This is a genomic window from Gammaproteobacteria bacterium (genome assembly GCA_021648145.1).
Classification (GTDB): domain Bacteria; phylum Pseudomonadota; class Gammaproteobacteria; order JAADGQ01; family JAADGQ01; genus S141-38.
On the sequence record JAKITI010000008.1, the window covers coordinates 41071 to 66953 of the forward strand.

Annotated in this window: 27 protein-coding genes and 3 pseudogenes; 10 read left to right on the forward strand and 20 right to left on the reverse strand. The window is 44.5% G+C overall.

Annotation, left to right across the window (positions count from 1 at the left end; genetic code table 11):
- Nucleotides 1-34: 34 nt before the first annotated feature.
- Together serB and hemW are read right to left on the reverse strand one after the other, a co-directional pair.
- A complete protein-coding gene (gene serB, locus L3J70_06625; GenBank protein MCF6236034.1) occupies nucleotides 35-883 on the reverse strand; it encodes a phosphoserine phosphatase SerB in 849 nt (282 codons plus the stop codon).
- A gap of 40 nt (nucleotides 884-923) precedes the next feature.
- Nucleotides 924-2078, reverse strand: a complete 1155-nt coding sequence (gene hemW, locus L3J70_06630; GenBank protein ID MCF6236035.1) for a radical SAM family heme chaperone HemW — start codon at nucleotides 2076-2078, stop codon at nucleotides 924-926.
- A 493-nt stretch (nucleotides 2079-2571) separates the two neighbouring features.
- Here hemW and L3J70_06635 point away from each other — a divergent pair, with 493 nt between their 5' ends.
- From L3J70_06635 to L3J70_06645, 3 genes are all read left to right on the forward strand, one after another.
- A complete protein-coding gene (locus L3J70_06635) occupies nucleotides 2572-3840 on the forward strand; it encodes a PQQ-dependent sugar dehydrogenase (protein MCF6236036.1) in 1269 nt (422 codons plus the stop codon).
- 290 nt (nucleotides 3841-4130) lie between these two features.
- Complete coding sequence (locus L3J70_06640) at nucleotides 4131-4388, forward strand: type II toxin-antitoxin system ParD family antitoxin (GenBank protein ID MCF6236037.1); 258 nt, start codon at nucleotides 4131-4133, stop codon at nucleotides 4386-4388.
- On the forward strand, nucleotides 4378-4695 hold the full coding sequence (locus L3J70_06645) for a type II toxin-antitoxin system RelE/ParE family toxin (protein ID MCF6236038.1): 318 nt from the start codon (nucleotides 4378-4380) through the stop codon (nucleotides 4693-4695). The genes L3J70_06640 and L3J70_06645 overlap by 11 nt, the downstream gene beginning before the upstream one ends.
- 329 nt (nucleotides 4696-5024) lie before the next feature.
- Here the strand turns inward: L3J70_06645 and L3J70_06650 are convergent, their stop codons facing one another.
- Both L3J70_06650 and L3J70_06655 read right to left on the reverse strand, forming a co-directional pair.
- Nucleotides 5025-5531, reverse strand: coding sequence for a porin family protein (locus tag L3J70_06650; protein ID MCF6236039.1), 507 nt, complete (start codon nucleotides 5529-5531; stop codon nucleotides 5025-5027).
- Between the two features lie 197 nt (nucleotides 5532-5728).
- Entirely contained in the window at nucleotides 5729-6334 is a 606-nt protein-coding gene (locus L3J70_06655; GenBank protein ID MCF6236040.1) for a DUF285 domain-containing protein, read from the reverse strand.
- 246 nt (nucleotides 6335-6580) lie between these two features.
- Here L3J70_06655 and L3J70_06660 point away from each other — a divergent pair, with 246 nt between their 5' ends.
- The 3 genes and pseudogenes from L3J70_06660 to L3J70_06670 all read left to right on the forward strand — a co-directional run bounded on the left by L3J70_06660 (nucleotide 6581) and on the right by L3J70_06670 (nucleotide 8030).
- Nucleotides 6581-6877, forward strand: a complete 297-nt coding sequence (locus tag L3J70_06660) for a hypothetical protein (GenBank protein ID MCF6236041.1) — start codon at nucleotides 6581-6583, stop codon at nucleotides 6875-6877.
- Between the two features lie 10 nt (nucleotides 6878-6887).
- Entirely contained in the window at nucleotides 6888-7292 is a 405-nt protein-coding gene (locus L3J70_06665) for a hypothetical protein (protein MCF6236042.1), read from the forward strand.
- A 61-nt stretch (nucleotides 7293-7353) separates the two neighbouring features.
- Nucleotides 7354-8030, forward strand: a pseudogene (locus tag L3J70_06670) (penicillin-insensitive murein endopeptidase).
- A gap of 61 nt (nucleotides 8031-8091) precedes the next feature.
- Here L3J70_06670 and L3J70_06675 read toward each other — a convergent pair.
- The 10 genes from L3J70_06675 to cobO all read right to left on the reverse strand — a co-directional run bounded on the left by L3J70_06675 (nucleotide 8092) and on the right by cobO (nucleotide 15256).
- A complete protein-coding gene (locus L3J70_06675) occupies nucleotides 8092-8268 on the reverse strand; it encodes a hypothetical protein (protein ID MCF6236043.1) in 177 nt (58 codons plus the stop codon).
- 211 nt (nucleotides 8269-8479) lie between these two features.
- Nucleotides 8480-9574 carry a cobalt-precorrin-5B (C(1))-methyltransferase gene (locus L3J70_06680; protein ID MCF6236044.1) on the reverse strand — a complete coding sequence of 365 codons (1095 nt, stop codon included), beginning with the start codon at nucleotides 9572-9574 and terminating at the stop codon, nucleotides 8480-8482.
- A 52-nt stretch (nucleotides 9575-9626) separates the two neighbouring features.
- Nucleotides 9627-9962, reverse strand: coding sequence for a type II toxin-antitoxin system HicB family antitoxin (locus tag L3J70_06685; protein MCF6236045.1), 336 nt, complete (start codon nucleotides 9960-9962; stop codon nucleotides 9627-9629).
- Nucleotides 9959-10207, reverse strand: coding sequence for a type II toxin-antitoxin system HicA family toxin (locus L3J70_06690; protein MCF6236046.1), 249 nt, complete (start codon nucleotides 10205-10207; stop codon nucleotides 9959-9961). The genes L3J70_06685 and L3J70_06690 overlap by 4 nt, the downstream gene beginning before the upstream one ends.
- Nucleotides 10208-10303: 96 nt before the next feature.
- Nucleotides 10304-10975 carry a precorrin-8X methylmutase gene (locus L3J70_06695; GenBank protein MCF6236047.1) on the reverse strand — a complete coding sequence of 224 codons (672 nt, stop codon included), beginning with the start codon at nucleotides 10973-10975 and terminating at the stop codon, nucleotides 10304-10306.
- Nucleotides 10972-11823 (reverse strand): sirohydrochlorin chelatase, encoded by an 852-nt coding sequence (locus L3J70_06700; GenBank protein ID MCF6236048.1) that lies wholly within the window; start codon nucleotides 11821-11823, stop codon nucleotides 10972-10974. The genes L3J70_06695 and L3J70_06700 overlap by 4 nt, the downstream gene beginning before the upstream one ends.
- 15 nt (nucleotides 11824-11838) lie before the next feature.
- Nucleotides 11839-12621: a precorrin-4 C(11)-methyltransferase gene (cobM, locus tag L3J70_06705; GenBank protein MCF6236049.1), complete on the reverse strand. Its 783-nt coding sequence runs from the start codon at nucleotides 12619-12621 to the stop codon at nucleotides 11839-11841.
- The gene (locus L3J70_06710; GenBank protein ID MCF6236050.1) at nucleotides 12618-13298 is read right to left on the reverse strand and encodes an energy-coupling factor ABC transporter permease; all 681 of its coding nucleotides are present in this window, start codon (nucleotides 13296-13298) and stop codon (nucleotides 12618-12620) included. Before L3J70_06710 ends, cobM begins: the two co-directional genes overlap by 4 nt.
- Before the next feature lie 24 nt (nucleotides 13299-13322).
- Nucleotides 13323-14645, reverse strand: coding sequence for a cobyrinate a,c-diamide synthase (locus L3J70_06715; GenBank protein ID MCF6236051.1), 1323 nt, complete (start codon nucleotides 14643-14645; stop codon nucleotides 13323-13325).
- Entirely contained in the window at nucleotides 14642-15256 is a 615-nt protein-coding gene (cobO, locus tag L3J70_06720) for a cob(I)yrinic acid a,c-diamide adenosyltransferase (protein ID MCF6236052.1), read from the reverse strand. The genes L3J70_06715 and cobO overlap by 4 nt, the downstream gene beginning before the upstream one ends.
- Nucleotides 15257-15382: 126 nt before the next feature.
- Here cobO and L3J70_06725 point away from each other — a divergent pair, with 126 nt between their 5' ends.
- From L3J70_06725 to motB, 3 genes are all read left to right on the forward strand, one after another.
- Complete coding sequence (locus L3J70_06725) at nucleotides 15383-15898, forward strand: AAA family ATPase (GenBank protein ID MCF6236053.1); 516 nt, start codon at nucleotides 15383-15385, stop codon at nucleotides 15896-15898.
- Between the two features lie 190 nt (nucleotides 15899-16088).
- Nucleotides 16089-16943, forward strand: coding sequence for a flagellar motor stator protein MotA (gene motA / locus L3J70_06730; protein MCF6236054.1), 855 nt, complete (start codon nucleotides 16089-16091; stop codon nucleotides 16941-16943).
- A 2-nt stretch (nucleotides 16944-16945) separates the two neighbouring features.
- Nucleotides 16946-17821 (forward strand): flagellar motor protein MotB, encoded by an 876-nt coding sequence (gene motB / locus L3J70_06735; protein MCF6236055.1) that lies wholly within the window; start codon nucleotides 16946-16948, stop codon nucleotides 17819-17821.
- 18 nt (nucleotides 17822-17839) lie between these two features.
- On the opposite strand, the pseudogene L3J70_06740 reads toward motB, so the two are convergent.
- Nucleotides 17840-18137 (reverse strand): annotated as a pseudogene (locus tag L3J70_06740) (nucleotidyltransferase domain-containing protein).
- Nucleotides 18138-18573 (reverse strand): annotated as a pseudogene (locus L3J70_06745) (nucleotidyltransferase substrate binding protein).
- Nucleotides 18574-18699: 126 nt separating this feature from the next.
- On the opposite strand from L3J70_06745, the gene L3J70_06750 reads away from it, so the two are divergent.
- Nucleotides 18700-21627 carry an insulinase family protein gene (locus tag L3J70_06750; protein ID MCF6236056.1) on the forward strand — a complete coding sequence of 976 codons (2928 nt, stop codon included), beginning with the start codon at nucleotides 18700-18702 and terminating at the stop codon, nucleotides 21625-21627.
- Nucleotides 21628-21729: 102 nt separating this feature from the next.
- Here L3J70_06750 and hemL read toward each other — a convergent pair whose 3' ends face one another.
- Genes hemL through aroK form a run of 4 tightly spaced genes read right to left on the reverse strand, consistent with a single transcriptional unit; the run spans nucleotide 21730 to nucleotide 25803 of the window.
- A complete protein-coding gene (hemL, locus tag L3J70_06755; GenBank protein ID MCF6236057.1) occupies nucleotides 21730-23010 on the reverse strand; it encodes a glutamate-1-semialdehyde 2,1-aminomutase in 1281 nt (426 codons plus the stop codon).
- A 25-nt stretch (nucleotides 23011-23035) separates the two neighbouring features.
- Nucleotides 23036-24178, reverse strand: coding sequence for a deoxyguanosinetriphosphate triphosphohydrolase (locus L3J70_06760; GenBank protein ID MCF6236058.1), 1143 nt, complete (start codon nucleotides 24176-24178; stop codon nucleotides 23036-23038).
- Nucleotides 24178-25260, reverse strand: a complete 1083-nt coding sequence (gene aroB / locus L3J70_06765) for a 3-dehydroquinate synthase (protein ID MCF6236059.1) — start codon at nucleotides 25258-25260, stop codon at nucleotides 24178-24180. The genes L3J70_06760 and aroB overlap by 1 nt, the downstream gene beginning before the upstream one ends.
- Nucleotides 25261-25803, reverse strand: a complete 543-nt coding sequence (gene aroK, locus L3J70_06770; GenBank protein ID MCF6236060.1) for a shikimate kinase AroK — start codon at nucleotides 25801-25803, stop codon at nucleotides 25261-25263.
- Nucleotides 25804-25883 lie beyond the last annotated feature (80 nt).

A 25883-nucleotide genomic window follows, 5' to 3' on the forward strand; every position in this document is an offset into this window, starting at 1 on the left:
TCACCATGATTTTTGTTTGCCAACTTGGTTCGTGTCAAGAGTTATCAATCCCCAACAACCCCAAAACACCTTCTAAGCCACAAACATTCAAGCTTGTATGTGCCTTTGCTTGAACAGAAGGTTTCGCATGATAGGCCACACTTAAACCAGCACTCGCCATCATTTTCAGATCATTGGCACCATCTCCCATAGCGACGGCTTGTGACGGATCAATATTCATCTCTCGACATAGTTTAAGCAAAAAAGTTAATTTTGCTTCTGCGCCGACAATATCTCCTGCCACCTGACCTGTTAACAAGCCACCCTCTATGCCCAACACGTTTGCCTGTGTAAAATCTAATTTCAGGCGATCTTTTAGTCGATCAGTGAAAAATGTAAAACCACCTGAGACCAGTGCCACTTTAATTCCTTTAGCATTCAGGCCAGCAATCATTCGCTCTGCGCCCGGATTTAATTCAAGACGTTCATTGTAAACACGTTCCAACGCACCCACATCAAGCCCCTTGAGTAGTTCAACACGGCGAGTGAGTGAAGTTTCAAAATCAATTTCACCATTCATGGCCGCTTCGGTAATGACAGAAATTTTTTCTTTGATACCAAGAAAATCAGCAATTTCATCAATACACTCAATATTGATCAGCGTCGAATCCATATCAGTGACTAACAAGCGCACGGATTCGGGCTGGAACCCTTCCGGCAGTACATTAATATCAAACTCGGTAGAAGGTCGTATTTCTGCAAGGGCATTTGTTTCAATATTTGTGGGTGTTTGCAAGCGATAAAAGGTACTATTTTGATCAACAATGGATGCTTGCAGTTGTTGCGCAACACTTTGAGCCATTGCATTATTCAAGTTAGAACCTTGTAAAATCAGTGTAGGCATTATTTTAGTGTCTCAATCACATTTATTATCAAAAAATATTTTATACAAACAACCCGAGCAGATCATTTAAAAAATGGCGACCCCGTTCGGTAGGCTGAATACGATGAATATCCCATTTGATCAAACCACGCTCTTCAGCTTCTTTGAGTGTTTTTTCTACTATCGTTAATGGTAAACCTGCATGTGAATTAAACAGGGATACAGGAAATCCACCATTCAATCTGAGCGCATTCATCATGAATTCCAATCCAACCTCACGGCGCTTCAAAATGTGCTCTTCACTCACATGCGCTGCTTTTGAAATCTGTCGCATATAGTCTGCGGGATGCCTGAGCTTACTGATACGTGTAATGTTTTGCTGAAAAGCATCGGTGACTTTTCCATGCGCACCGGCTCCGATTCCTAAATAGTCACCGAAATTCCAATAGTTCAGATTATGTTGACACTGTTTATCCGGCTTGGAAAATGCTGAAACTTCATATTGCTCAAATCCAGCGCCCACTAACAGCTCATGACATTGATCCTGCATTGTCCAGATATTTTCATCATCGGGCAGTTGCGGAGGCTTTGCATAAAATGCGGTATTCGCTTCAATCGTCAGCTGATAAAAAGAGAGGTGTGTTGCGCCGGATTTTATGGCCACTTGAATATCCGAGCGGGCAATACTCTCTGTTTGCTCGGGCAAACCAAACATTAAGTCGAGATTAAAATTATCAAACCCTGCTGCCAGAGCGGTATCAATTGCCTTTTGTGCATCATGGCCATTATGTATACGCCCGATGCGTTGCAATAATCCATCATCAAAGCTTTGCACACCAATGGACAGACGATTGACACCTGCTGCACGTAACTCTTTAAAACGACCCGCTTCAATTGCGCCCGGATTGGCCTCCAAAGTAATTTCCATATCAGGTCGGTAAGGTAGACGCGCCCGAATCGCACAGAGCAGACGATCAATTGATTCGGCAGAAAACAGGCTCGGCGTTCCGCCGCCAATAAAAATGCTCTGAATCGACCGTCCCCACACGCGGGGCAATTCACTTTCCAGGTCAGCAATCAATGCATCAATATACTGATCTTCAGGCAACCCTTCACGCAACTCATGGGAATTAAAATCACAATAAGGGCACTTGCGAATACACCACGGAATATGAATATAGAGTGATAAAGGCGGCAATGTAGTAAAATTAAACAATGTCACACTCAGGACAACAACTATTTATTATTATGATTTTCCAAAACTTCCTTCAATTTTTGCCCCTTGGCTCCACAATAAATACCCACTTTAAAACCGATATAAAAAGCTAGAATAATCACACCGACAGTTAACATGGCTGAAATCATAAAACGTACCTCAATCTATTCATTAAAAATGAGCTTCACAATACACGCTCAGGGTGTGAAATAACAACCATCGCATCCATTACAGAAACTCTATATTTACTTGATTTTAGCCAAAATGCTCAAATTAACTTTCTAAGCTGGGTTGATGCTGGAAACTTATGCGCTGCGCTGGACTGTTCAGTCGATACTGTTATGCTGGTTTTTGATAAACGTGTCCATGAGTTTTTTGTCCGTAGTCTTTAGCTGGACTCATTTACTATGAATATGAAGCGGAAATTGATATTTTGACTATTGGTTAACAGACTCAGAACAGACCCCAGACTTAGAGAAAAGATGGTTACACTATGAGAATATCTTCACCGTTTCATCTGTTGTTGATGCTGGTTTTCATTGCGGGTTGCTCCAGCAATAATGGCGAGGAAACCGTCAGTGCAACTTTCGAACAACTGCAGGGTGCGGCATTTTGTACAGTCACCGGTACTCCACCCCCAATCCCTGACATCGCAATTCAATCTGTTGCAACTGGGCTCTCATCCCCCGTTCATGTCACCAACGCCGGAGACGGCAGTGGCCGGTTGTTTATTGTTGAGCAGCAGGGAACGATAAAGGTGTATCAGAACGGCAGTGTCCAGACAGTCCTTTTCCTTGATATCAGCGACCGGGTTGCCTTTGGCGGTGAGCAGGGACTACTCAGTATCGCCTTCCACCCCAAGTTTGCCACAAACAACAAATTCTACGTTAATTATGTCTCCGAAAATGATGTAGCCAACCCCAAGTGCTCTGGCAGCAATCGCTGCACCATCATCTCCGAATTTACATTGGGTACTACGAACAAACTTGAAGATAGCGAGCGCATCATTCTGGAGATTGCACAGCCTGCCAATAACCACAACGGCGGACACATACTGTTTGGTTTCGAGCCTTCTCCCTACCTCTATATCGGTATGGGTGATGGTGGGGGAGCAAACGATAATTTCAATAACGGCCAGGATCTGACCACCCTGCTGGGTGCCATGTTGCGTATCGATATTAACAACAAGGATTCCGGCCTGGAGTATGCCATTCCCGTAGACAATCCTGCCTGGGAGGGCATAACAGGGGCGCGCCGAGAGATCTGGGCCTATGGCCTGCGTAACCCGTGGCGCTTCACCTTCGACCCTGCAAATGGCGATCTCTATGCTGGTGATGTCGGCCAAAATGCCCGCGAAGAGATTGACATTGTCAAAAAAGGAGGCAATTACGGTTGGCGTGTGATGGAAGGAGACATCTGTACCCCAGATGTTATTGATCCGTGTACTCCCAATGATTATGATCCGCCTATCATCGCTCACGCTTATGATAGCAATAGCTGGAAGTCAATTACTGGTGGTGTTGTTTATCGTGGTTCTTCGGCTAATGATCTCTGTGGTGTATATCTTTATGGAGACTACGTATCAGGCATAGTGAGGGGTATTCGCTATGATGGCAGCAACGTTACCGCGCAGAAAGAGCTGCTCAGCCCATACACCGCAAATATCAACATCTCCTCATTTGGCTATAATGAGAACTACGAAGTTTACATGCTGGACTACGGCGGAGTTTTGTACCGTATAATTGCCCCTGATAACGACTAATATTTGATTTATCCATGAAAAAACAAACAGGGGCAGTCAGCTCTATAAACGACCCCAAGCCTGCAATATTAACAGCTATTGGGCTTTCGGCATTGTTTTGGATTTCCTGGTTTTTTTACCACCATGTTCATATAAAACCCACACTTTAAAGGCTTATGAAAACACTACTCCATATAACAACATGGGGAGGCCAACATACAATTTAGATAAGCAATTTATGTCAACCATTGACATAAATATATTCCACGCCTATATTCTTAGCACAAGCATTAATTACAAGGTTTACAAAAGTGGCGACAACATCACTTCACATTTCTCTCTCTGAACAGTTAAAAAAAGATGTGCATATTCAAGTTGAAGAAGGGAGGTACAGCAACCCAACTGACTACGTACGCCACCTGATTCGTCAAGATATTCTTCACACAAAAGCACAAAAAGAGTTTTCTGTATTTATTAAAGAAGGAATCACTTCCCCAAGCTGCAAACAATCTACGAGTGAAATGTTCGTTGAACTTAAACTGGAAATAGAGCAAATACATGCTCGTTGAACCAAGCGAGCGATCCAAACAAGATTTACGTGAAATTTCCCAATACATCGCTAAAGAAAGTCCAGCCGCTGCCTTATTATTTTTAAATTGTGTAGAAGAGACATATTCATTGCTAGGAGAATTTCCAGAGATTGGGCACATACCCCTATTTGATCATATAAAAGGCCTCAAAACAGTTTTGGTAAAGAACTTTAAACATCATCACATTTTCTACCGTATCGTTAATGATGTTGTCCGCATCGACCGTGTCGCCGATGGACGGAGGCATCTGCAAACACTGCTCAATAATTTTCATGATTTTAATTAACGACTAATATTTGATTTATTCATGAAATATATTCCCCATATCATTCGATAAAGATGCAAGGGCAGCGTAATCAATTTATCGACAATTCAGGGCAGGCTGGACTGTTGTTTGGCAATAAGCCATAATTTTATAAAAAGCGGCGTAGTTAAAGAACGCCAGCGCTACAAGCGCAAAGAATGCGCCTATCACTATAGCGTTATTCAAAAATCAGATACCTCGAAAGAATCTGAAGGTGAGCTGGAAAATATACTAATTTAACAATGCCTAATATATTAAAGAACCTCTGATCGACTTAATCAGAGGTTCCTTATGGTTTAGCCGGTTCTTAGTCAAAAATTATAGTTTGCACCAATTGATAGGCCACCCCAAACGCTGAAGCTTGCCTCTGCTGAAAATTGTTCGGTGATATCGTATTGTATGCCGCCGATATAGTATAGGCCGCCAACGGTGGGAGATGAGAGGCCGCTACAAAAACCTCCACTACAAGATGCTGACCCAAAACCGAACCCTAATCCGGCAAAAGGGTGAATTTTGTCATCTATCCCCAACACTTCATTAAAATCGTAATAGGCACCGCCATAGAATGTACTGTATGACCAAGAGTAACTGCCCCCCCAGCTATCTAGTGAGTAGCGATCATAGCCAATGCGCACCTTTACTGGATGATCTACGTTATCAGAAATGTCATAGTCGGCACGGAGGGAAAGTACACCGTCGTTTCCAAATCCGTAGCTAGCACCCACACTGAGTTTTGACGTATCAAATTCAGCCATAGCAGTAGAACTAAAAACCAGCGCCGCAGCTATAGTGCAACTATAACCCAGTATTTTTTTCATATTTTCTTCTCCAATAGTAAATAAATAATTACAGTCACTGTGGTTATATGACAAATTCAATCTTGTTGCAACACTCTCCCTGAAAAAGAACAACCATCCCAAGGAGGTGCGACCATACCTTATGTCACCACAAACGCACTTTCAGGCAGTTAGGGTGCATTCCATGCATCACAAAAATACTGGCAAATATGCGGTAATTAGAGTAAAAGATCATCAATTGGGGGTCGCTTTTTTAAAATGCCACCATCGGTTACTGTCCAGCCAAAGCTCTTGGTGAGGACATCTCTTGCGTCTTGCGACGAGCTGGAGTACTGGCTGTTGCCGCCGTCGAAGATGACATTTTTTTGCAGGCTTCGTGCACTCCACCCTGCAAGCAGTGCATCGTAGTTGGCTGGGGAGAGCGTTATTTCGTTAAACATAATATACATGCTTATCACCTTAGAAACATCCCAGCTCCCCAGATTCTGATTGAAGGCGCTGGCATTGCGAAACATCTGGCTCATATCTGTTACCGCAGAGACATTCCAGCTGTTCAGGTTCTGATTGAAGGCACTGGCACCTGTAAACATCCAAGACATATCTGTTACCTTAGAGACGTCCCAGTTACTCAGGTTCTGGTTGAATGCGCTGGTATCCCAAAACATACCCTTCATATCTGTCACCGCAGAGACATTCCAGTTACTCAGATCCTGATTGAAGGCGCTGGCACCAAAAAACATCCGGGACATATTTTCCACATTAGAAACATCCCAATTTCTCAGGCTCTGGTTGAAGGCGCTGGCACCCCAAAACATAGAGCTCATATCTGTCACGCGTGACAAATCGGGCGCATCAGATGCATTTTCAAACCTTGGTCATGCTGGCATTCTTTTTATAAATGGAAAGAATGGAACAACAAAATATTATGAATACGGGCGATATGATCATCCCGCTTATCTAGGTGCAGTGCGAAAGATAAAGAATCTTCCAGATGTTAAGATTAAGGGTGGTAAGTTAGATTACACATCCTTAAAAAAACGTTACAAAAAATATCAAAAGAATCGGGGAAATTGGGACGTATTCAAGGTGTCTTTATTGAAGTTGAGAATAAATTTGAAGCCATGTTGAAGTATGCGCAACGTCGACAAAAAGAAAATGCATCTGCAAAGAGAAAACCCTACGATTTATTCTCCAATAGCTGCCTTCATTTTGTCAAAGACCTTACGAGAATAGCAGGCGTTGATACGCCGTGGATGATTGACCCAAGACCTAATTCTTATATAGGCGAATTCAGGGATGACTACCCAGACCTTGACTATAGCAAGAGCAAAAATCAATTAGTCATCGAAGATTATGGTACATACTAGGGTTCGAGTATTGAAAAAAATCGTGAAATATTTCTTATATATTACACTGTCGTTACTATTGATCATTACTCTATCAATATTTCTTTCGCGCGACTATATATCTCAAATTGAAATTAGTGCTGTTATACCTCCAAAACCAGCTAATATTCCTCAAAACGCGCTATGGGTAGGAGGCCCTGACGGCGGAATGTATGTCTTGGTACAAAAAAGTAATGAAGACAATTCAGCTATTTACAACGCGGAAATATATCATAGTTCGGGAAGTGTCAGTTATAAAGGTAAGCTGGTAATAAACTCACCCGACAACCCTCAATTTAATTATAATGATGTTAATTCATATTCACTATGGGATGGGGATACTTTGTTCTTGCTGGATGGTAGGCAATTAACAATTGTTAATGAGTTCAACAATTAATGAGCATTAACGCAGGTCGGTTACAGTGTGCTTATCTGTGCCGGATATTGATGCAAATACTGTGCGTAAGATTATACTAATAATTACAGCACTGTTTTTCAGTGCAACGACTCACTCCGAGGATAGTATATGCTATGGAACTACATCTAACGGAAAGTTGGAGGGAGGAGTAAAACTACCGAGCGAAGGCCGAAACTTTGTTAGTTACAGCAGCATAGCTGAAACTTTTGGTCGAACGTATGTCCATTCAAAAGTAAAAGAAATAGTGGTCACTTCATACAAACGGTTAGAAAATGAAATGCCGGAGAAAGTGTATAAATATGCCGAAACAGGTTTTAAAAACGGTGGCCAATTTAAGCCGCATAAAACCCATAGAAATGGTCTCTCCGTTGATTTTATGGTTCCAGTGATGAATGAAAGTGGTGAGTCTGTTCATTTGCCGACTAATTTTTCTAATAAACTTGGTTATTCCATAGAGTTTAATGAGTCTGGGGAATATAAAGGGTATAAAATTGACTATGAGGCATTGTCCGCGCACATAGCTGCTCTTCATAAGGTTGCGAAGGAAAAAGGAGTGGGTTTATGGCGAGTTATATTTGACCCAAAGCTACAACCCAATTTTTTGAGAACGAAATATGGAGCTTACCTTCAAAATCATATTCAATTTTCAAAAAAAAATCTTGGGTAAGGCATGACGAACATTACCATGTTGACTTTGATGTTCCGTGTAGAAAATAGATGAATAATGAGTGCCTCTTTTTCATTGGGTGATCAGCCCGTTGCCGAGTGCTTTTCCGTATTAACCGAATCGGGCCAGATTGCCCGTCTGGAGTGTTGATGGCAGTAAGCGGTAAGGGCGCACATCAATTGGGGCACGCGTGTTTACAACGCCACCATCGGTGACTGTCCAAGCCAAAGCCCTTGGTGAGGGTGTCTCTTGAGTCTTGTGATGTGCTGGAGTACTGGCTGTTGCCACCACTGAATACACATTACTTTGCAGGCTTCGCGCACTCCACCCTTTAAGCAGAGCATCGTAATTGGCTGGGGAGCTATGGTTATGTGAAACAGGCGCTAAGCAGGTCAGTTTTTACAGAAACTCCCACAATAAAACACACACATTCCCACTGCAAAACTACCTTTTTGAAGAGAGCTTTCCAGAGCCTGCGGTATAAGAAACCTCCATATTGTCACTCCACTTCTGCCAGTTTGTTACCTTCAAAATCACACATCAGAACCTTGAGATCAAAAGGAGCATTCGGGTAGCGTGTCATGATGGTGCTGATCACCTTTTTGCTCAAGACGTGATGAAACTCAGTTCCGAGACCCAACTCTTCAATGCGCTCTCCCGCATATCGTGCTGTTTCAGCCGCACGGATATCATCGCAAACACCTTCTGGCACACCAATTTCAGTCGCCAGCTCAGCTAATAGGTCGGTATTCACCGCATTGCGATTCGCATGAGTGATGGTTTCGCCCTGAGCCATTTTGGTTAGTTTTCCAACCATGCCGCCGATGATCACATGTTTAATGCCTTCATTCACTGAGGTATCTAGAGCATACTTGAGGAAGTCGCCCATCTGAACAAAACAGGCCTGATCCAATTGCGGCAATTCGGTAATCACAAACTTTTCAGTGCGGCCGCCCGTGGTCAACACCACCGTATCCTGTCCCTGATTCGAGGCCACTTGAATGCCTTGAATTACACTGTCACGAAAAGCTGCGGTGGAATAGGGGTGAACAATGCCTGTGGTGCCGAGAATAGAGATGCCCCCCAAAATTCCTAACCGAGCATTGAGGGTTCGTTTGGCCATCACGTCACCACCCGGCACAGAGATCGTCACTTCAAGCCCTTGTTTTTTCAGTAATGAGGAAGCCACCAGGCGTACATTTTCTTCAATATTTTTTCGAGGAACGGGGTTGATCGCAGGGCCATTTACTTCCAGACCGAGGCCGCGCATGGTCACGACACCCACGCCTTCGCCGCCCTTGATCACAACCTCTCCAGGCTGCTTTGGTAGCAGACGTACATCTGCGGTCAGAGGCGCTTTGTCGGTCACATCGGGGTCATCACCCGCGTCTTTAATCACTACGGCGTGAGCCTGACCATTCTCACAGCGACCATCGCTAACGACAAAACGTACTTTCTGACCATTAGGCAACAAAGATTCAATTTCATCTGGCACACGACCATTCACCAAACCCAAGGAGGCCGCACGAGCTGCTGCTGCCGAGCAAGCTCCGGTGGAAAACCCTTTTCGCGTCCCCTTTTGCTTTTTTTTCATTGTTTCATAATGAATGCGAACACTTGTAGGGCTTAGCTCCTAAGTGTGTATTTTAATCGCTTATCAGCGCCTGCTTAATTGACTGCTTAACAAACTCATTTAAACTGATATTTTGTTCTTTTGCCCAAATCACAGCCTGCCTGTGTAAATCTGACCCTGTACGCACATTGAATGATCCTTTAAATGATTGGGCAGGCTCTCTTCCTATCGCTTTACAATCTAACAAATAGTCATCAACAGCACTTCTAAATGACTGTTCAAGCTCCTTTACACTGCGCCCTTCATAATTAACCAATGCTTTAATAAATTCTAACTTGCCATAAAGGCAATCATCATCAACACTGGCTTCGATAGAGCCATAATAATGTTTGTATTGTAAATATTTCATAGCAACCTCGCTTCTCGCAATTTTTCAATCACCTGCTTAACTGCATATTGCTTCATCTTTTTATTGGGATGAGGTTTATGTAAGTTGATCATATGGTCGGGGTTTCCGTTATCAAACTTAACACGAGACCCATTACCCTGCATTTCTTCATAACCCATTGAAACAAGAAGAGAGACTAAATCTCTCCATAGAAATCCTTTGCAACTATTGAGCAATTTAGCTTTCAGTTTTTCTTGCTTTCCCATAATGCATATAATATTGAAAGAATAAAACCCATGCAACTAATAGTAGTTACATGAATGTTAGTGTAAAAATCAGAAAAACTTACACAATCGTTAAAACTAACATGCGCTTTTTTGTCTCGCCTCAACCAACGCTAATAAAGCATGCATCGCCGCCACCACCAAGGTTGAGCCACCCTTTCGGCCTTGGGTGATCATCCACGGAACCTCTTTCAGTTCGCTCAAGGCACTCTTGGATTCAGCCGCCGAAACAAATCCCACCGGCATACCCACGATCAAGGCTGGGCGTGCTTTGCCCTGTTTAATTAATTCGAGCACTTCCAGCAAAGCTGTCGGTGCATTCCCTGCAGCAACGATGCCACCATCAAGCAAGCCCTGTTTCTGGGCTTTACGCATGGCTTGAACCGCTCGAGTAGTGTTGTCACTCTTCGCTTGGGCAATAACATCTTCATCTGAGATAAAGTGGTGTGTCGTCACGCCAAAGTGTTTTAGGCGAGGTTTGGACAGCCCAACACAGATCATCTCAACATCGGCAACAATGGGCGCACCCTGACTGATAGCTTGAATGCCCGCTTCAACCGCATCCGCATGAAATTGGCTCAGACCATTAAATTCAAAATCGGCCGTGGCATGAATCATGCGGCGTACAATCTGCCACTGAGATTCACTGTAACCTTCGTGCGAACCTGCTTCGTGGTCAACAATGGCAAAAGATTCATGCTCAATTTTCTGCCCTGCCTTCGTGAGCTGTTCGGTAATCACATTACTCATTTTTCTGCCTCGTGTGAGTGATCATGGTGATCATCATGGTCGTGGTGATGGTAGTGATGACTCTCTTCCTCTGTCATTTCATATTCGGAAACAGCAATACCACTATCAGCATCTTTCACACGTTCACTCAACATGTCATAAACTTCTTCTGCAAAACCCAAATAATCACCTTGTGAAATGGCAATCTGAGGATACTGAGATTTCAAACGTTCGACTTGGCACTTAATGCGTTCAATCAATGTACCCGTAAAAAGGTAATAAGGTTGAATAACCACCTGAGTCATGCCAAGTTTCACCTGACGCTGAATCGCAGTCTCCAAACGGGGATAGGTAATACCCGTAAAAGCGATATCCACCAGCTCGTGATCCGTCTCTTCAAACAACCAGCGAGCCATTTTAGCCACTTCACCATTCGCGTCTCGATCAGAAGAGCCACGCCCCAAAAGAATCACACCCGTATTCTTAGGATCAGGCATATCTATTTTTTCCATTGCCTTACGTATATTGCGTTTCAATATTTTTAGGATAGAGTCTGTTGCACCTAAATGAAGCGCATAAATAAATTCAACATTTTTATGCTGTTGGCGAGCATTCGCAATAAAATAAGGAATGTCCATTTTGACATGTCCAGCCGCATTCAAAATCAACGGCACAACAATGACGCGATCAGCACCCTTGGCTGCATTATTCAACCCCTCTGGAATCAGAACGTCGGCAAATTCGATAAAGCAGGTTTCAATCGACCACTCTGGGTGTTTAGCCTTCCATATTGTGGCAAACTCTTCGATTTCACGGTTACCATTTTTATTACGTGAGCCATGCCCCACCAGTAAAATATTTGTTTTCATTTTTATCAATAATTATTAGGTTTTTTGTTCAGCTTTTCGGAAGCGGTGGGTGAAATTTTTGTCATAGAGTTTTGATTTTTTTAGCTCCGGCCAGTGACGCGCCCCGATGGTCGGACTGACAATAATCATCGCTTGGCTATTTATCTTTTCAGCACGGCACTTTTCGCGAATATCAGCCAGTGTGCCGCGAATAATTTTTTCTTCACTCGGCCAACTGGCTTTATGCACCACTAATACCGGCGCATCTTGAGACCAACCCGCTTGGAGCAAATCAGCCAACACCTTTTTCAATAAAGTAATCGAAAGAAACAGGCACATGGTGCAGTGATGCTGCGCCAACTCCGCCAGCGACTCGCCATCAGGCATCGGGGTGCGCCCCTCAACCCGAGTCAGAATCACGGTCTGAGTCACTTCGGGCAAGGTCAGACTTTCAACCCCCGCAGCCGCTGAGGCCATTGCTGAAGAAACACCGGGCACGACACCGACATCAATGCCCTGTTCATCCAAAGGCTGCACCATCTCGATCAAAGCACCGTAAAGGCCAGGATCACCAGTCTGCAACCGTATGATGGTTTGACCTGTTTGCGCCTTTTCTATCAACCAGGCAACAATCTGCTCCAGATCCATGCCTTTTGAGTCCTGAATATCACATCCAGACTTAGCCCAGCGCATAGCCGTTTCTGACACCAGCGAACCGGCAAACAGAATCGCATCGGCCTGCTCAATCAAATTACGACCCTTAACTGTGATCAGATCAGGATCACCCGGACCCGCGCCGACAAACCAGACTTTGCTCATGCTTTAGCAGTATATAGTCGCTGATCAACCACTAGGCTGCCTTTGAGTTTATGCATTGCTTTTGCACCCGCCAATACTGCTAAATCCAGCACCGGCTCCAAAAGAACCACACCCATGTAAGCCACGCCAAAGGTAAAGACTTGCATCATATTTTCACTGCCAAAACCTTGCCCAAAAAATGCCCAAAAAGCCACCCAAGAGACAATCCCAGCTTGATAAGTCACCGACAATTTCAGTGCTTGAGAATATTTGATATCTTTATAAGCCACATGATCAGGAATAACTTTTTTCGCAATAATACTCATCACAAACAATGGCGCGAGAAGCGTCGTAACATTAACGCCGTATTGCGGTAAATCAAAAGGGGCGAGAAAGAGACCTTGAATCAACAAGCCTACCGCCAAACCAATCGCGGCGGGGGCTGCACCGAAAATCAAAAAGAGTGTCGAACCCAAAATAAAGTGGACTTCCGAAACACCAATGGGGTAATGAGGCAACACTTCAAAGAACGAAAAAACTAATAGTGCGGCCAAAAAGCTTCTGACAGCCATTGAAATAAAGCCATCTTTTTTAATCGTATCTAAAGCGAACTTCGCCGTTACGCCCATAACAACGGCTGCTGTGCCGTACCCTAGCATGATTTTTGCACCCTCTACAATGCCTGGTTCAATGTGCATGTTATCTCTCCTTTTATTTTTTATTTAATTTAATGTTGATAATGGCATGAACAACGCCGCCACTGCCTTCGGGTTTGATGGAAAATAAAGGTGAATATAGCTGGCCGTCAAGCGTTTTTGACAATAAACTGCTTCACCCTCCTGTTTATTGCGTTGTTTAACTCCGTGAACCACCGCTTCAAGTGCCGTCTCCAGACGTGAGTAGTGGAAGGTGTGACCACGCAGCTCACCCTCTGGAAATAATACACTCTGCATCCCCAACCCACCTAAACGTGATTGCATAATTGCCTTGCCAGGCAGCAAACCGACCATAGTATGGTGCAATTCATCCAGCGTTTGTAATGATTCGTTTAGATAAAGCATACCACCACACTCAGAAAAAATGGGTTTGTTTGCTTTATAGTGAGCTGTAATGGCTGTTTTCATGCTCTGATTGTTGGCCAGCTTTTCAGCGTGCAACTCTGGGTAACCGCCCGGCAACCACAGGCTATCGGCATCAGGCAGTTCTGAATCATGCAAGGGGGAAAAATAGTGCAACTCCGCGCCCATTTCGACCAGACACTCTAAATTGGCCGCATAGATAAAGCTGAAAGCCTCATCTTTGGCGATACCAATACGAACATCTTTTAATAGCGGTGGCAGCTCTGTTTTATCTGGCGCTTCAAAATTGACTCTGGGTGCCAGCTGCTCCAGATCTGGAATGTGCAGTGCGGCAACCGCCCTATCAAGACGCGCATCCAGGTCAGCAATCTCATTCGCCTGTAACAGACCCAAGTGGCGGCTGGGCAAATTCAGTTTTTCATCCTTGGCCATGTAGGCGAACTGACCCAAGCCTTTCGGTAAACTCATCGCCAACATATCCGCATGACTCTCACTGGCCACGCTATTAGCTAATACCCCTGAAAATTTTAAACCAGGGCGATAACTGCTCAAGCCATGCGCCACTGCACCAAAAGTTTGCGCCATGCCTTTGCTGTTAATCACCGCCAGCACAGGAATACCGAACTGTTCTGCCAGATCAGCACTGGAGGGGTTTCCATCGAACAACCCCATCACGCCCTCAATCAAAATCAGATCCGCCGTATTAGCCGCGAAGGCAAGGCGTTGACGACACTCCTCTTGCCCAACCATCCACAGATCAAGCGAGTATACTGGCTGACCTGAGGCTTGCTCTAAAATCATGGGATCAATAAAGTCCGGCCCAGTTTTAAAAACGTGCACAATGTTGCCTTGCTGACGAAAGTGGCGTGCCAATGCAGCCGTGACGGTGGTTTTTCCTTGTCCTGAAGCAGGCGCACTAATGAGCAAAGCTCGGCAACATGATCTGGCTGATCTTTCTAAACTCACAGTTCAATGCCCTTTTGCGCACGGATACCCGCTTTGTACGCGTGCTTGATTTCACGCATTTCAGTCACTGTATCCGCGACTTCAATTAACTCATCACGAGCACCACGGCCCGTAATAATAACGTGCTGCATTACAGGCCTGTTTTGCAGGGCAGCAAGAACGCGCTCCATGGGAATATAGTCCATTTTCAGCGCAATATTCAGCTCATCCAGCAGCACCACATTAAAATCAGAATGACTCAAAAACTGCTCTGCTTTCTCCCATGCCGCCATTGCGGTCGCAATATCACGTTCGCGATTTTGGGTATCCCAGGTAAAACCCTCGCCCATAACGTGATATTCCACTTCATTGGGAAAACGACGAAAAAAGGTCTCTTCACCGGTACTTAAACTGCCCTTAATAAACTGAATAATGGCCACTTTCATACCATGACCCAAAGCACGCGCTACAACACCAAAACCAGCACTGGATTTACCTTTGCCGTTGCCAGTGTTAACAAGGATCAAGCCTTTATCTTTATCCGCACGCGCAACAGCCGAATCGACCACTGCTTTTTTGCGCTGCATGCGTTGTTTATGACGTTGATTGCGTGCTTGCTCTTGCTCGTCCATCTAAAACCCTATTAAAATGACTGCTATAGATATGGGTAATTATACTCAGCAATTGACAATAAAACATGCCTGGGAATGCATAAATTGACATGAACATGACACATCAATAACAATAGATTCATTATCATGCGCCTAAACCTCCCATCTGCCCCATCAATACTCTTTCTGTTCGGCCTCTCTGGTTCGGGAAAATCCTTCGTGGGTGATTTGATTAGTAAGCAGACAGGTTGGTTGGTTTATCATGCAGATGACGATATCACCGATAAAATGCGCTTAGCCTTAAAAGAAAAAAAGCCGTTCACCCATGAAATGAGGGATCAATATTTCCCTGTCATTACGGAGAAAATTTTATCTTTACAACAGCGCCATGAGCACCTGATTGTTACCCAAGGGGTTTATAAGCAGCGGCATCGGGATTTTCTTATCAACAAAATTCCAAATATGGAAATGATATGCATTGATGCGCCAAATCAATCAATTTTTCGCCGTTTAGCAAAGCGAAGTGATGGCATTACAGCCGCGAGTGCCGCAGCCCTTCAACTTGACTTTGAGCCTCCAGTGGAAGGCTCAAAAATCATCTACAATGATGCAAATTCAGAGCGCATCATCAGTCAATTGAATCAATATTTTAGAGAAAGCTAAATTCTTGTGGCGTGGCTACACGCTGCCGATGCTCTACTTCACCATGCCAATCAAGAGCTACCCGTCCAATTTTTGTACCCCCAAGATTAATGCCTAACTGTCATTTCTCCAAATTAAGTAAAACAAAAATGCTTAACAGCCGATAGCTGCTTAAAGAAATAATATTAAAGCTATTCAAGGATGAAAACTAATGCGGCTTATTATAGGAATCATCATTGTCATCGCCTGTGTGCTCGGTGGATATGTATTGGCTCATGGCAAGGTTATGGCGCTATGGCAACCTTTTGAGGTACTCATTATCTGTGGCGCTGCATTTGGAGCCTTTGTGATCGCAAACCCAGGAAATGTGATCAAAGGTACCTTTGGTGCAATACCTAACCTTCTTAAAGGTTCTAAGTTCAACAAAGCACTCTATTTGGACTTTCTGGGAATGATGTTTGACCTGCTCAGTAAAGCCCGCAAAGATGGTTTGATGGCCATTGAAGAAGATGTCGAAGAGCCTAAAAAAAGTACCATTTTCAAAAAGTACCCAAAGGTTCTCGCTGATCATCATGTCATGGATTTTATTACAGACTATATGCGCCTGATGGTGGGTGGCAACACCAACCCCTTTCAGCTAGAAAATTTGATGGATGTCGAGCTGGAAGCGCATCATCAGGAAGCCGCATTGGTTCCTGATGCGATTACTCGTGTTTCTGATGCCTTGCCTGGCTTCGGCATCGTAGCTGCAGTACTCGGTATTGTCATCACCATGGCCTCACTCGGGGAACCACCTGAAGTGATCGGCGCTCATGTTGCCGCCGCACTGGTGGGTACTTTTCTCGGTATTTTATTTGCTTACGGCTTCGTCGGCCCATTTGCGACATCAATAGAGCACATGGGGCGTGAAGAAGCGCAATTTTACCAATGTATCAAAGTATGCCTGCTGGCCTCTGCTAACGGTTACAGCCCACAAATTGCTGTGGAGTTTGCACGTAAAGCAATGTATTCAGAGGACAGACCCAGCTTTGTCGAACTGGAAAAACACGTTAAGAAGAAAAAATAGTCATGGAAGACACTAGCGTTCAACCCATTGTTATTAAAAAAATCAACAAACACGCAGGCCATCATGGAGGCGCATGGAAAGTAGCCTTTGCTGACTTTGCTGTCGCCATGATGGCCTTTTTCTTGCTGATGTGGTTACTGGGAAGCACCACGGCTGAGCAGCAAAAATCTATATCAAACTATTTTATAAACCCCATTGCAACACCTTCAGCGGGTGGCGCGGGTATTGGTGATGGCGCAGGAAGCAGCTCCAGCATGATTCAAATGGGAGGCGATGCTGTTTCCAGCTTGGGTAAGGGCGATAATTTAAACGAAAAGTTTGATGATGGTGAGTCTGATGAAGACTTAATGAGAGACCTTGAAAATATGCACCTTTCTGAATTGATGGATGAAATGCTCTCTGCGATTGAAAATAATGAAACTTTAAACCCATATAAAGAACAGCTATTGATTGACCTTGTCTCTGAAGGGTTACGCATTCAGGTAATCGACAAAAAAAATCGCCCCATGTTTGCCTCTGGTGATGCCACACTCAAAAGCTATTCTATGGAAATCATGAAAAATCTTGCCGTAATGATAAATAAAGGCCCCAACAAAATCAGTATTACAGGCCACACCGATGCAATTCCTTTTTCATCAAGGCGACGAGACTACAGCAACTGGGAACTCTCGGCAGAACGCGCCACTTCCGCCCGACGTGCACTTATTGAAGGCGGACTTAACCCTGATAAAGTTGCACAAGTCGTTGGTTTTGCTTCCTCTGTTTTATTTGACGCAGAAAACCCCTACAGCCCTAAAAATCGCCGCATTAGCATTATTGTATTGACTCACGATGCAGAGGAAGCGATTAAAAATCGTGCGGCGGGTGTGACTCAATAGTGACACAATTGATTTCTTCTACTCATAAAAAATAACGCCCACTTTTTTAATATGCTCTAAATAAGTCTGGATTTTCTATTTTATGGTGTATAGATAAATCTATTTTGTAGGGCAACAGCAGGTCGTCCAGTTCGGTTTCGACTTTAAACAGGGTAGTTAAATCCAGTTCTTTACCAACCAAGGCAAGATCAATATCAGAGCCATTGCGGTAATTGCCTCTGGCACGAGAACCGTAAAGTATCACTTTTTCAATTTTAGGGCGTTTTAAAAAAACGGAGTTAATCGCTTCAATATGCTTTTCTTTTAGTCCATACATTTATTGGTTTTCTTCTTTTTCTTTAATGGCACTCATCATTTTTTGAAATGCTACAAAAACGGGGTGAAAATCTTCAATAATATTTTTATATATTTCGTCTGCGGTTTCGCTATTAATAAGTATAGCTTGTAAGATTTCTTTTTTTTATCATTTCCATCCAGCTATCGCCATCAATAATTAGTTCGGCTTTAAATGCTTCACGGGTTGCATCTCTTGAACCTCTTATTTCTGTGTTGCCTTGATATATAAAAAAATCTTGCATAACTTTCCAAGCCAACTCGTGAGTGTATTCAAAAGCTTGTATTAAGCCTTGTTTTTCCAGCTCACTTAATGGTCTTGTTTTATTTAGTGCGACCGCCTCACTTAATTTTGCTAATGCTTTATTGTAATTGCTAAATCGTTGTATCCAGCGAATATCACCGTTCCTCTTTGTCATTTTATCTCCGTTTACTCATCTCAGATTTGTTTTATGGGACTAACAACCCTATATACTACCCTGAGACTATTTTATGCCGAAATAAAAATTGCACAAAATAATACAAAACAACACGGATAACGCGTAATGATAAAAAACCAGACACACCCTGCTTTTGAATGGAAGCGCAGTAAAACCATCGATTCTCTCAACATTACAGTTGAAGAGTATCAGCACAAAAAAACCGGTGCGCTGCATTACCATTTAGCCGCAGATAACTCTGAAAATGTTTTTCTCGTTGCGCTACGTACGATTCCAACCGACTCTAAAGGCGTTGCTCATATCCTAGAACACACCGCACTGTGCGGCAGTGAACGCTATCCGGTACGTGATCCATTTTTTATGATGATCCGCCGTTCATTGAATACTTTTATGAATGCCTTCACCAGCAGCGACTGGACGGCCTATCCCTTTGCCAGCCAGAATAAAAAAGATTTTAACAATCTGCTTGATGTCTATTTAGATGCGGTATTTTTCTCCAGCCTCAATGAGCTGGATTTTGCTCAAGAAGGGCATCGCGTTGAATTTGAAACCGCTGATGATCCTAACAGCGACCTCACCTTCAAAGGGGTCGTCTACAACGAAATGAAAGGGGCGATGAGCTCCCCAGTCAGCACGCTCTGGCAAACACTTACTGAGCATTTGTTTACCGACAATACTTACCATTACAACAGTGGCGGTGAGCCCGAAAATATCCCTGATTTGTCTTACGATGAGTTGAAGGAATTTTATAAAAAACACTACCACCCATCGAATGCCATATTTATGACCTATGGCAACATTCCTGCACATGAGCACCAAGCCACATTTGAAAAACGCGCACTTGCACGATTTGAAAAGCAAGAGGGTCAAATTGATGTTGCGGATGCGGGACGTTTTACCACACCACAAGTCATCGAAAAAAGCTATGCACTCGATAAAAATGATGCGGATGGTGACAAAACTCATATCGTCGTAGGCTGGTTACTCGGACACAGCATTGACCTCGAAGCGCAGTTACAAGCCCACTTGTTGTCGGGCGTATTATTGGATGATGGCGCATCTCCACTCAGGTTTGCACTTGAGAATACCGATTTGGGTACGGCTCCATCACCCTTATGTGGACTGGAAGATTCCAATAAAGAGATGAGTTTCGTTTGTGGTATTGAAGGCAGTCGTCCTGAAAGTAGTGAAGCCTTGGAAGAACTCGTTTTAGGTGTATTACAAAAAGTAGCTGATGAAGGCGTTCCTATCGAGCGTGTTGAGTCGGTATTACATCAGCTCGAATTAAGCCAGCGTGAAATCTCAGGGGATGGGTATCCTTTTGGATTGCAGCTTATTTTGGGAGGGCTTTCCACCGCCATCCACCGCGGAGACCCCGTTGGCACGCTGGACTTAGATCCCATTCTCAAAAAACTTCGTGAGCAAATCAAAGACCCTGAATTCATCAAGAGCCTTGTTCAGAAGCTTCTGATCGATAACTCACACCGTATACGCCTTACACTCAAGCCTGACACCGAACTCAGTGAGCGTAAAAACCAAGCAGAAACTGAACGCCTTGCTGCAATCAAAGCCGCAATGAGTGAAGAGGAAAAAGCACAAATCGTTCAATTAGCCGCAGAGTTGGCAGCTCGCCAAGCTGAGCAAGATGATCCTGGGCTTCTGCCTAAAGTGGGACTGGAAGATATTCCACCCACACTGAATATTGCTCGCGGCACTTCGGAAAAAGTTGGTTCCTTTCCTGCGACATTTTTTGAACAAGGTACCAACGGCATTATTTACCAACAGATCATTATTGATCTACCCAAGCTGAGTAATGAGCTGCTCGAACTCCTGCCCTATTATAGCCAGTGCCTCACTGAATTAGGTTGCGGAGATCTTGATTATCTGCAAACCCAAGCATGGCAATCCAGCGTCAGCGGAGGTATCGGTGCTTACTCATCAGTACAAACTCACACCAGTGATATTCAGAAAATTGGTGGAAAGTTAATTTTTTCAGGTAAATCACTGGTACGTAATCACCAACAACTGAGCCAATTACTACAAAAAACACTGAAAGAAGTGCGCTTTGATGAACACACTCGTATTCGAGAAATTATTGCACAGCAACGTGCCGCCAGCGAACAGAGCGTCACGGGAAGCGGTCATACACTCGCAATGCTCGCCGCGAGCAGTGGCTTAGGCCCAGCATCAGCACTCTCTCATCGCTTGCGCGGACTTGTTGGCATTCAAAGCATCAAACAACTGGATGACTCATTACAAGATCTCAATAACGTTAAAGCGGTTGCTGATAAATTCAGACAGATTCATCAGGCTGTTTTAAAGGCACCCCGTCAATTTTTAATGATTGCAGAGAAAGAGCACAAAGCGAGCCTCAGGAAAGATTTAGATCTTTGCTGGTCACAATCAACAGAGAGCTCTAATCACTTCACAGCATTCACAGCCCCTGAAATTCAAATACAGAAAAAAGAACTTTGGGTCACCAGCACTCAGGTGAACTTCTGCGCCAAAGCCTACCCAACCATTCCGGTGGATCACCCCGATGCCGCACCATTAACCGTGCTCGGTGGTTTTTTACGCAACGGTTATCTGCATCGAGCCATTCGTGAGCAAGGTGGTGCTTATGGTGGCGGCGCGAGTCATGATGCCGACAGCGGTGCATTCCGCTTTTACTCTTACCGTGATCCAAGGCTCAGCGAAACACTCGATGATTTCGATCAATCCATTCAATGGTTACTGGATGAAGAACACGAGTGGCGACTGGTAGAAGAAGCGATACTCGGTGTGGTCAGCAGTATCGACAAACCGGCATCACCAGCAGGGGAGGCCAAAAAAGCCTTTCACAATGAACTGCACGGACGAACACCGGAGCAACGAAGGCGCTTTCGTCAACGTGTGCTCGAAACAACTCTGGATGATCTAAAGCGCGTAACACGCACTTATTTGAAGCCAGAAAAAGCTAGTGTTGCGGTGATTAGCAATGCCACCACGGCTGAGCAGAACGCCCATTTAGGTCTGAAGGTTATCAAGCTCTAATTTAATTGTTCACTATCTTAAGGGCGAACCTCTGTGTTCGCCCCTTCTCTAAATCAGCATGGGTAAATTAGAACATCAACGATGTGTGACCCCCTTGGTTTGTTAAAGCGTAGCAAAAACATTTTCAGCGGCTTTCAATGTGGCTTCAATTTCAGTATCACCATGTGAGGCTGAAATAAATCCAGTTTCATAGGCTGAGGGTGCGAGGTAGACACCTTCTTGTAACATGCCATGGAAGAACAGTTGAAAACGATCAATGTTGCACTGTGTCGCTTGATAGAAGTTTGTGACGGTTTCTTCTTCAGTAAAAAACAGGCCAAACATGCCACCGACCTGATTATAGGTCATTGGTATGCCTGCCGCTTTGCCGCGCTCTATAATGCCGCTTGCAAGGCGCTGTGCTTTAGCTGAAAGTTCATCAAAAAATCCAGTTTTCTCGATTTGAGAAAGTGTTGCCAAGCCTGCGGCCATGGCAAGTGGGTTGCCTGACAGTGTTCCGGCTTGATAAATCGGCCCTAAGGGCGCGATCTGTTGCATGATCTCTTTTTTGCCACCAAATGCGCCAACAGGCAATCCACCACCAATCACTTTGCCTAATGTCGTTAGGTCTGGTTTTACGTTGTAATGCTGCTGAGCACCACCCAACGCCACACGAAAACCGGTCATTACTTCATCAAATATTAATACAGATTCGTATTTATCACAGATTTCACGTAAGCCTTCGAGAAAGCCTGGAACGGGTGGAATACAGTTCATATTGCCTGCAACGGGTTCAACAATAATAGCTGCGACTTGATTGCCTAAGTGAGCGAAGGTCTCTTTAACTTGCTCAATATTATTATAGTCGAGGGTGATCGTATGCTCAGCCAGTGCGACGGGTACGCCGGGTGAGGTGGGTACGCCCAGTGTGAGTGCTCCTGAACCTGCTTTGACCAGTAATGAATCAGAGTGACCGTGGTAGCAGCCTTCGAATTTGATGATTTTGTCACGACCTGTAAAGCCACGAGCTAAGCGGATAGCGCTCATGGTGGCTTCGGTGCCTGAGTTGACCATGCGAACTAACTCAATCGAGGGCACTAGCTCACATACTTTATCCGCCATTGTGGTTTCAATTGCGGTGGGCGCACCAAATCCGAGGCCATTTTTGAGGCTGTTTTGCACGGCTTTTATGACTTTGGGGTTTGAATGCCCAGCGATCATGGGGCCCCATGAAGCCACATAGTCAATATAGCGTTTGTCATCTTCATCAAAAAGATAAGCGCCTTCACCGCGTTTGAAAAAAATTGGATCACCGCCGACCCCTTTGAATGCACGTACCGGTGAATTGACTCCGCCGGGAATGTGTTTCTGTGCTTGTTGAAACAGAGTGTGCGATTTGCTCATGATGTTTCCTTGTTAAATAATTTGTTCATGGAAAAAGTTTGTCGAATTCGGTTATGGCAAAACGGTCGGTCATGCCTGCAATATAGTCTGCAATAGTACGAGCCCGGCCTGTTTCTCCGAAGTGCTTCTGAATTTTATTGAGCGTATTGTAATGCTCTTGAGGAAGCAGGCGCGGGTGATCCATAAATGCTTTAAACAGTGCGTGAACAATCTGCTGTGCTTTGATTGTTTCGCGGTAGACTTTGTAGTGCTGATAAAGGTGTTGGCGCAAAAACTGTTTTAAGGCGTGGTGCTGCTCGGCCATCGCGTCACTGAATTTTATTAATGAATGGCTTTGAGCGCGAATGTCATCGACTGTTTCGGGATTAGCCGAATGAATCAAAGCGGTACTGGTTGTAATTAAGTCGGTGATCTGGCGGTTAATCATTCTACGAATTGTTTCGTGAATGCTGCGGCGCTTTGGTAAATCGGGGTAACTCTTTTTGACAATTGAATATTGTTCACTAAAAAAAGGGACTTCGTTCAGTTGCTCAATCGTGATGAGACCGGCACGTAAACCATCGTCTACATCGTGATTATTGTAGGTAATTGCATCCGCAAGATCGGTGAGCTGCGCTTCTAGGCTGGCTTGTTCTTTGTTTAAGAAACGCAAGCCAATGGCACCCAGTTGTTTGGCATTTTCTTTCGAGCAGTGCTTTAAAATTCCTTCACGGGTTTCATAGGTCAGGTTGAGACCTGAAAACTCAGCATATTTCTCTTCCAGTTCATCAACAACTCGCAGTGACTGCAGGTTATGCTCAAAGCCACCATAGTCAGCCATGCACTGGTTCAGAGCTTCTTGCCCCGCGTGACCAAAAGGGGTGTGGCCTAAGTCATGAGCGAGAGCAATGGCTTCAACAAGATCTTCATTGAGATTGAGTGCACGCGCGATGGAGCGGCCTATTTGTGCGACTTCAATTGAGTGAGTGAGCCGTGTGCGGTAGAGGTCACCTTCATGGTTAACAAAGACCTGGGTTTTGTATTCCAAACGCCTGAATGCTGCTGAGTGAACGATGCGGTCACGGTCTCGCTGGTATTCTGTGCGGTAGTTGGGCGCAGGCTCAGAGTGGTAGCGACCTCGGGAGTGGCTTGGGCAGGCGGCATAGGAGGCGAGTGGTGAGCCGTTCATCAGCTTTGACAGTAATGATCTAGCGTTGCTTGCAGGTCATCCGTGTGATAATCACTGCTGAGCACGGCTTGGCCAACGGCTTTAAGCAAAATGAGCCGAATACCATTGTCTATATTTTTTTTATCGACAGACATTAAAGAGAGCATTTTACTGCTGGAAAGGTTTTGAGGTGGCTCCGTGGGGAGCTGGGATTTTTTTATGATTTTCTGAATACGTTCAACATCTTTTTGAGTTAGGTCTGAACGAAGCGCAGAGAGATGAGCCGCCATGCAGATGCCTGCTGCAACGCCTTCACCGTGTAACCACTGCCCATATCCCATGCCCGTTTCTATGGCATGGCCAAAAGTGTGACCCAGATTGAGCAGTGCGCGTACACCTTGCTCTGTTTCGTCCATTGATACGATATCGGCTTTATCTTGGCAGGAGCGTTTGATGGCGTAGGTGAGCGCTTCATGATCGCGTTGAAGCAGTTTGTCCATATTGGTTTCGAGCCAACTGAAAAATTCTGGGTCGTTGATCAGGCCATATTTGATAACTTCAGCGATGCCTGATTTGAGCTGTCGATCTTCTAGTGTGTTGAGGGTCTTGATGTCCGCAATGACGCATTGGGGCTGATAAAAAGCACCAATCATGTTTTTTCCAAGCGGATGGTTCACGGCTGTTTTTCCACCGACGGATGAGTCAACCTGAGCGAGCAGGGTGGTGGGAATCTGAATGAATGGAATGCCGCGTTGATAAGCTGAAGCGGCAAAGCCTGTAATGTCACCAATCACACCGCCGCCCAACGCAATCAGGGTGGCATGACGGTTAAAGCGATGGGTTAATAACGCATCAAAAATGGAGTTTAAAGTATCTAAATTTTTATATTGTTCACCGTCTGGCAAAATGACAGACTCAACTTGAAAGTCATTGAGTGCGGCTTTACATAACTCCAGATAAAGCGGCGCAATGGTTTCATTGGTGACAATCATGACTTGACGGCCATGAATGTAAGGCCTTATGAGTTCAGCTTGCCCTAAAATACCCGTTCCGATAAAAATCGGGTAGCTGCGTTCTTTGAGTTCAACATTAAGCGTTTCCATTTAATCCCCCTGCGTATGGAGTGGATTACGGGTTTCATTCATTTTTTCGATGATCTGTTTTACAACTTTGTTAGGCGAGCCTTGAGCACTATGTACCACTAAATCAGATGTCGATTGATACAGCGGCTCACGCTCGCTCATGATTTTTTCCAGTTGTTGACGTGGATCCTTATTTTCTAGCAATGGCCGGTTTGAGTCATGTGCTGTGCGTTTTAATAACTGCTCAATGGGTGCGCTCAAATAAACGACAAAGCCACGCGCAGAAAGGAGTGAACGATTTTCAGGGTCTAAAATAGCGCCCCCACCTGTCGCAAGAACAATGCCTTGGCGCTCTGTGAGTTCACTAATAATGGCCGATTCTCGTGTGCGAAAACCAGCTTCACCTTCAATTTCAAAAATCAGAGGAATATCCACACCCGTACGGCGCTCAATTTCATGGTCGCTGTCAGTGAAATCCAGGCACAACTGTTTAGCCAGTTGTCGTCCAACCGTTGTTTTTCCAACCCCCATGGGGCCAATGAGAAATATATTTTGTATTGCCATAGATGGAAAGTACTAGGGGCGGGTGGGGTAAAGCAAGTGGTTTTGTAAAATTTGTAATAATATATTACAGTGCTACTATA